This window comes from Clostridium gallinarum, assembly GCF_014836325.1.
GTDB classification, from domain to species: Bacteria; Bacillota; Clostridia; order Clostridiales; family Clostridiaceae; genus Clostridium; species Clostridium gallinarum.
This window is the reverse complement of record NZ_JACSQZ010000046.1, coordinates 20670-28019: the sequence shown is the minus strand read 5'-3', so window position 1 is coordinate 28019 and position 7350 is coordinate 20670. Positions and strand designations below refer to the sequence as shown.

Sequence of the window (7350 nt, the reverse complement as noted above, 5' to 3'; positions counted from 1 at the left end):
AAGCTTTCAAGGGATTATTAGATAGATACTTTGGACAAAACTAGTTTTTAAATATTAATGAGTATGGTACTTTGTACTATACTCATTTTTTGAGTTAAAAAATAAAGTTTGATACAAGTATAATAAATAGGTATAATAGTTATGAATTATAAAAAATGGAGTGAATAACATGAGATTAAGAAAAAAGCCTTGGGCTAGACCGGAATTAGAAGCATGTAGTTTTTTTATAACTAATCCTAGCAATTATAAGGGAAAGTGGAGAGAATTTTTCAATAACGATAATCCAATATATTTAGAATTAGGCTGTGGAAAAGGTACTTTTATTGCTGTACATGGAGCAGAAAATAAAGATAAGAATTATATAGCTATAGATATTAAAGATGAAGTTTTAGTACTAGCAAAAAGAAATATAGAAAAATCATATAATGAAAAGCAAACAGAAACTAATAACATAAAGCTAATGGCTCAAGAAATTTTATTAATTAATGATATTTTAGGCGATGGAGATAAAATAGATAGAATATACATTAATTTCTGTAATCCTTGGCCAAAGAAAAAACATAAAAAAAGAAGACTTACTCATACAAATCAATTAAAAAATTATAAGAATTTCTTAAGTGAGAATGGAGAAATATATTTTAAAACTGATGATGATGAATTATTTGAAGAATCATTAGAATACTTTAAAGAAAATGGTTTTAAAATAGATTATATAACTTATGATTTACATAATAGCGATTTTGAAGGAAATGTAAGAACTGAACATGAAAATATGTTTAGTGAACAAGGTATAAAAATAAAATTTTTAATAGCTAAAAGATAAGAAAGTGTTAAAGTAGCATCATATCAAGGGGATATCATAAGTTCCAAGTCATATTGCTATGATATTTTAATATTTAAAAACTTAAAATAAAAATTATAAAAAGGTCATTGAAGATTATGATAGTTTCAATGACCTTAATTTTTTTGAGATAAAAAATTAATTGTAAAGGTTACTTTTTTAATCTAATAATTAATTCAACTGTATTTAAGAAGATATCTATTTCTCTTGTAGAATTATATACTCCAAAGCTTGCTCTTACCATACCAGGTATATTACAGCTATTATCTGTTAAATATCTGCTATATTCAACATTATTAATTTGAAGTAATCTTTTGACATAGGGATGAGCACAAAAGGCTCCTTGTCTAACAGCTATAGCTCTAAGATTAGCTAATAATTTTGCTGTTTCTGCATGATATAAATTTTTAATATTAAATACAACTATTCCAAGTCTATCATCAATTTTTAAATTATCTCCATAGAGAGTAACACCTTGAATAGAAGTAAGACCATTAATAGCGTGTTTTAATAGTATTCGTTCGTTGCTTTCAATCGTATCAAAACCAATTTTATCTAATTCTTTCATAGCTTCAACTAAAGCAATAGCACCAAAAAAGTTTGGACTGCCAGCTTCATTTTTTTCAGGAGGGGGAAGTAGGACTTCAGAATTATCTAAAACAGTATCTACTGTTCCGCCACCTTTAAGATCGGAATCTAATCTTTCAAACACATCTTTCAAACCAATTATTGCCCCACTGCCAAAGGGAGCATACATTTTATGTGCAGAAAAGACCAGAAAATCTATTGAATTTTCAGTGAAATCTATTTTTTTATGGGCTACAATTTGGGCTCCATCTACTATTAATTTAGCATTATATTTATGAACTAGATTTGAAATATAAGATAAATTATTTATATAACCTGTAACATTTGAAGCAGCAGTAAGTGAAACATACTTTACTAATCCATTATATTTTTCAAGTAGATATTCTAATTCATCTAGTTTTAGCCTTCCATGCTCATCAACTTCAATATATTTTAGATTACATTTTCCTCTCCAAGGCAAATCATTAGAATGATGCTCCATTCTAGATGTTATTATAATATCATTTTTATCTTCTATTAGCATATTAGAAAGTCTATTTATTCCTTCAGTAGTGTTATTAACGAAGATAACAGTATATTTATCCTTTGGAGCTTTAAAAAAATCTAAGAGATAATTTCTGGATTCAGCATATACCTTTGTTGAATACTCAGACTTTTGCCCAAGCCCCCTACCTATAGCCCCATACAATTCACAGGCCTTTATTATTCTAGCTAGAACGCTCTTAAAAACAGGCGTAGTAGCAGCATTATCAAAATTTATTGCTATTATTTTATTATTATTATAAATTGGAACTTTTTTATCAAGGCCTATAAATAGATGCCTAAAAGAATTATTTGTTAAATCGTTCATAGCAAAACCTCCCTTGATATAATATTCAAACGACTAAAGTAAGGTGATAGTAAATGTAGATTAAGATTGTTCTAATGCAATAAAAGAGAACATATATAAGAATATAGCGTATACATATAATGAAATATTTTTTGGAGGAAATATATGAGCAATAATTTTAATATAGAAAGTAATATAGAAAGAGATAAGGATGATTTAAAATTCATACCTTTAAATATCATGGAGCCATTTACGGATAAAAACTCAAATTGGTTTCCAACAATTGATTCAACACTTCCTACTTTTAATAATATTCCAGATGGCTTCGTTTTTGGATTTGCTTCTCCTATAGATAATTCTAATTTACAAGGAACATCGTTAAAAACCTTAGATTTTACACAAAAAAATGATTTAAATATGCAAAATGCTCAAGACAAAAATGAATTTGAAGAAGATTTTGATTTATACTACCCATCAGAAACTTTAGGTGAGGAGCTTTTTTCTTATAATAAAGATAATAACTGTAAAGATAATAACTATTCTCAAAACATGAAAAATAAAGGTACTTATAAAAATAATAATATGAATTGGCAAAATGGAAACATGAATAATCAAAATCCTAATATGAGTTGGCAAAATGGGAACATGAATAATCAAAATCCTAATGTGAATTGGCAAAGTGGGAACATGAATAATCAAAATCCTAATGTGAATTGGCAAAGTGGGAACATGAATAACCAAAATCCTAATGTGAATTGGCAAAGTGGGAACATGAATAATCAAAATCCTAATATGAACTGGCAAAGTGGAAATATGAATAATCAAAATCCTAATATGAACTGGCAAAATGGGAATATGAATAATCTAAATTCTAATATGAACTGGCAAAGTGGAAATATGAATAATCAAAATCCTAATATGAATTGTCAAAATGGGAATGTGAATAATACAAGTAATAATACGAACTGGCAAAATGGAAATGTGAATAATACAAGTAATAATACGAACTGGCAAAATGGAAATGTGAATAATACAAATAATAATACGAATTGGGAAAATGGAAATGTGAACAACCAAAATAATGATATTAATTGTAAAAATGGAAACACAAGTAATCAAAATAATAATATAAATATGAATAATAAAAATGATGTACTAGATAACAATATGAGTATGCCTATAATACAAAATAGAAATGGTGTATTTCAAGAACCTATTCATATGGAACTTTTAAGAAATTTAGACTTTGAAGATTATTTAGATATAGGATTTAGAGGAGAAGAAAATAAAAACAATGAGGGAGAAAATATATTTACAATTATAAAAGATGATAAGTCTATAATTGATACTTTTAGAGCTTATAATATTCCTAAGCCAATTTATGAAATGATAATAAAAAAGATAATTAGTATAACTGTAGAAAGTTCTAAATAAAAGTGAGGTGAATAATTTGTTGTTTCGTCAAAATATGCCTAATCTACAAAGTAAAATAAGATTTCTTCATGCAGTTCCAACAGCGCCAGCAGTTGATATATATTTAGGTGAAGTATCATATGGAAAAGGGATATCATTCTCAGATGTAACATGCTATGAAAATATATCTCCAGGTAAGTATGAAGTTAAATTATATGCCGCAGGTAGTTATGATAAACTTATAGTAAGTAAAAGCATTGACATTTTACCTAATACAACTTCTACAGTTAATATTGTGGCTTTAAGTGATGAATTAGATATTTTGGTATTAAATGATGCTAATATAAAGGATAAAATAACAAATTCTTTTCTTAGATTTATAAATTTATCTCCTAACGCTCCTTTGTTGTCATTATCATTACCAAATGATATAAGCCTTTTTGCTAATGTTGAGTATTTAGAGACTACTGGCTATTATCCTTTATCTCCTGCTATTTATGATTTTAAAGTTAATTTTTCTGGATCTTCAGGATTATATAAGTATATTAATAATAAAGAACTTAATAATGGAAAATTTTATACTATTTATATTATAGGTTTATTAAATAGAAAGCCTACTCTAGGATATTTACTTTTAGAGGACGGAGGACAGTAATTTAGAATTAAGAATTAAAAATGAAGAATTAAGGATGTAATTTGTTCCAAATTACTCAATTTTGATTTTTTTAGAGGCTGTTTTACAGCCTCTAAATATTTATAAAATAATATTACATAGATAAGTAGTTATATTTTATTTATATTTTTTAGTGGGAATATGTGTGGCTTAGTATTATTGTAAATATGCCAAGGAAAATAGAGAATAAATATATTGAATGATATTTATATCTTCGAGCTGCTGGAATAAGTTCTGCAAAGGATATGTAGAGCATTATGCCTGCAACTAAGGCAAAGGTTATAGATAAAATAATATCATTTATATATGGTCTTAAAAATAGAAAAGCAAGAAAAGCTCCAAGGGGCTCAGCAAGTCCAGAGTATAGAGTGTACTTAAATGCTTTGAATTTGCTTTTAGTTGAATAATAAATGGGCATAGCTATAGATATGCCTTCTGGAATATTATGAAGTGCTATAGCAAGTGCAATTGATATTCCTAAAGATGTATTTTCATATCCTGATATAAAGGTAGCTATACCTTCTGGAAAGTTATGTATCATTAAAGCTATCATTGATACAAATCCAACTCTATATAATTTTTCATTTGTATTGTCATTAGTTTTGGGTGCTTCTGGAATAAATTTATCTATAAGTAAAGCCATTAAAGCACCTATTAATAAAAATAGTAATGAATATAGTACACCCTTTATATTTCCATTATGCTTGCTTAAGGTTTCTTCAGCAGATATGAAAAGATCTGTAAATGAAACTGTAATCATTACTCCAGCTGAATAGGATAGGGCAAAGGTAATTAATTTTTTATTCTCAGCTTTAGAAAAGAATAAAATAAAAGCACCTATAACAGTTGAAAGCCCTGCTAATAAAGATAATATTAGTGGTATAAGTGAGTTATTATTTATCATTATAAATCTCCTTTTAAAGTATTAAATATATTAATAAATATATTTAAATTTAAAAATACTATGCAAGATTACATAAATTTTATAATATATAACTGTGTTAGATGATAAATGGGAGGGATTATATGCTAAGAAATAAAATAGAAGAAAAGTTTGTAATGCTGCCATTAATCAGCAAAGCTTTTTTTATAAATTTAAAGAGTAAAGAAAATAATTTTATTACTTATAAATATGGAGATAATGTAAAACAATATTATAGAGTATTTAGTGGTGATAAAAATAAGCCAACAATTTTTTTTATACATGGTGGAGGTTGGTGGCATGGAAGCCCTAAGACATCAAGCTGTATAGGAAAATATTTTAATGACTTAGGATATACAGTAGTTATACCAGCATATAGATTAGTACCATTTTATAAATATCCAACACAAATAGATGATGTTTTTTTAGCTTTAAGTAATTATTTGAGTAAAGAGAAAGTTGAGAAAATAGTTGTAATGGGGTTTTCAGCAGGTGGAGAACTCTCAGCTAATTTAGTTTTTAATAAAGAAAAACAAGAAGAATATAAAATAGATAAGAGTATATTTAAAGGATTAATTACTTTATCAGGTGTATTAGATTTTACTAAGTGTAAATCTAAGCATTCACAAAGATTAATAGAAAATTATTTAGGAAATGAAAATGAATCAGAGAATGTTAATCCAATTAATCTTATAAATAATGAAATTAATTTAAAGGTACTTTGCATTCACGGAAGTAAAGATCCACTAATAGATTTTGAGAATTCAATAAGTTTTGTAGAGAAAATAAAAAAGTTAAATGGAGATGCTAAATTGAAATTAATTAAGGGTAAACATCATTCTGATATAATTTCTTTATTTTTAAATAAGGGAGAAAAGGAATCTAAGGATATTTTAGATTTTATAGAAAAGGTATGAGTGAAATAAAAAATAGAAACTATTTAGTAGATAATTTAAAGGTAGTACTAATTTTCTTTGTAGTCTTTGGACATGTAATTGAATTTTACATAAAAGATAATTATATACTAAGAACATTATACGTTTATGTATATATATTCCATATGCCACTTTTTATATATATTTCAGGTTATTTATCTAAGAATTTTTATAAGATGAAAAGAAAGGCTATAAGAAATTTACTGATTCCATATATAATTTTCAATGTGATTTGGTATACAGCAGTTTATATTGGCACAAATAGAGTAATGTTTTCATTAGTTTCTCCCGGATGGACGCTTTGGTATTTATTGAGTTTGTTCTTTTGGAGAATTTCATTAAAGTATCTTGTTAAGTTTAAATATATATTAATTGTTAGCTTTATAGTTGGAGCTATTGTAGGTATATTTCCAAGTGTAGGTAATACATTATCCATATCAAGAACAATAGTATTTTTACCATTCTTTCTTTTAGGATATTACACTAAAGAAGAGGATTTATTCAAAATAAGTAACTTTAATAAAGTTTTATCTAAAGTAGGAGTAGTAGTATTTTTATTTTTAGCTATTTATATAGTAAAAACCAATTTATTTGATTATAAATTTTTATATTATTCTTATTCATTTAATGATTTAGATGTTTCTTTATTAAAAGGAATTATATTAAGATTTATTTTATATTTATCTTCTATAATATTTAATATTTGTGTAATATCATTAGTTCCAAATAAAAAGCAAGCATACTCAAATTTAGGAAAGGCAACCATGAATATATATGTTTTTCATATTTATTTAGTTATGTTAGTATATTTCTTTATTCCTAAATGGAATATAAGTATATTAGGTAATATATTAATACTTACAAGTCCATTCTTAATAATTTATGTATTATCTAGGAAGAGAGTAAATAAAGTATATGATGGCATATTTTATCCAGTAAATATAAGTATTGATACAGGAAAAAAGTCATATAACAAATATAAGAAATTTAAGAAGTAGTTGGATTTATTTCAGCTACTTTTTTATTATCTAGGAAATTGCAATAAAGTTTGAAAGTGGTAAAGTGTCGTAGCCATGTTCCACATTATAGTTCCAAGTCAATTTACTACGATACTTTACGATGTGTTTATTTAAAATATGTTTACAACTA

7 protein-coding genes are annotated in these 7350 nt (G+C 25.9%); 5 read left to right on the top strand and 2 right to left on the bottom strand.

Annotated elements, in window-relative coordinates:
• The first annotated feature begins 169 nt into the window (after positions 1-169).
• Positions 170-823: a tRNA (guanosine(46)-N7)-methyltransferase TrmB gene (gene trmB / locus H9660_RS11855; protein WP_191750590.1), complete on the top strand. Its 654-nt coding sequence runs from the start codon at positions 170-172 to the stop codon at positions 821-823.
• A gap of 169 nt (positions 824-992) precedes the next feature.
• Here the strand turns inward: trmB and H9660_RS11850 are convergent, their stop codons facing one another.
• Positions 993-2279, bottom strand: coding sequence for an aminotransferase class V-fold PLP-dependent enzyme (locus H9660_RS11850; RefSeq protein ID WP_191750589.1), 1287 nt, complete (start codon positions 2277-2279; stop codon positions 993-995).
• 144 nt (positions 2280-2423) lie between these two features.
• On the opposite strand from H9660_RS11850, the gene H9660_RS11845 reads away from it, so the two are divergent.
• Together H9660_RS11845 and H9660_RS11840 are read left to right on the top strand one after the other, a co-directional pair.
• Positions 2424-3692, top strand: a complete 1269-nt coding sequence (locus H9660_RS11845) for a hypothetical protein (RefSeq protein ID WP_191750588.1) — start codon at positions 2424-2426, stop codon at positions 3690-3692.
• Positions 3693-3708: 16 nt separating this feature from the next.
• A complete protein-coding gene (locus tag H9660_RS11840) occupies positions 3709-4326 on the top strand; it encodes a DUF4397 domain-containing protein (protein WP_191750587.1) in 618 nt (205 codons plus the stop codon).
• Between the two features lie 148 nt (positions 4327-4474).
• Here H9660_RS11840 and zupT read toward each other — a convergent pair whose 3' ends face one another.
• Entirely contained in the window at positions 4475-5248 is a 774-nt protein-coding gene (gene zupT / locus H9660_RS11835) for a zinc transporter ZupT (RefSeq protein ID WP_191750586.1), read from the bottom strand.
• A 122-nt stretch (positions 5249-5370) separates the two neighbouring features.
• Here zupT and H9660_RS11830 point away from each other — a divergent pair, with 122 nt between their 5' ends.
• Together H9660_RS11830 and H9660_RS11825 are read left to right on the top strand one after the other, a co-directional pair.
• A complete protein-coding gene (locus tag H9660_RS11830) occupies positions 5371-6183 on the top strand; it encodes an alpha/beta hydrolase (RefSeq protein WP_191750585.1) in 813 nt (270 codons plus the stop codon).
• Positions 6180-7199 (top strand): acyltransferase family protein, encoded by a 1020-nt coding sequence (locus tag H9660_RS11825; protein WP_191750584.1) that lies wholly within the window; start codon positions 6180-6182, stop codon positions 7197-7199. Before H9660_RS11830 ends, H9660_RS11825 begins: the two co-directional genes overlap by 4 nt.
• Positions 7200-7350: the final 151 nt, after the last annotated feature.

What these genes read in the sequence shown, in the direction of transcription:
- trmB (WP_191750590.1), top strand. Translation starts at nt 170, where the DNA reads ATGAGATTAAGAAAAAAGCCTTGGGCTAGACCGGAATTAGAAGCATGT.
- H9660_RS11845 (WP_191750588.1), top strand. Translation starts at nt 2,424, where the DNA reads ATGAGCAATAATTTTAATATAGAAAGTAATATAGAAAGAGATAAGGAT.
- H9660_RS11825 (WP_191750584.1), top strand. Translation starts at nt 6,180, where the DNA reads ATGAGTGAAATAAAAAATAGAAACTATTTAGTAGATAATTTAAAGGTA.
- H9660_RS11830 (WP_191750585.1), top strand. Translation starts at nt 5,371, where the DNA reads ATGCTAAGAAATAAAATAGAAGAAAAGTTTGTAATGCTGCCATTAATC.
- H9660_RS11850 (WP_191750589.1), bottom strand. Translation starts at nt 2,279, where the DNA reads ATGAACGATTTAACAAATAATTCTTTTAGGCATCTATTTATAGGCCTT.
- zupT (WP_191750586.1), bottom strand. Translation starts at nt 5,248, where the DNA reads ATGATAAATAATAACTCACTTATACCACTAATATTATCTTTATTAGCA.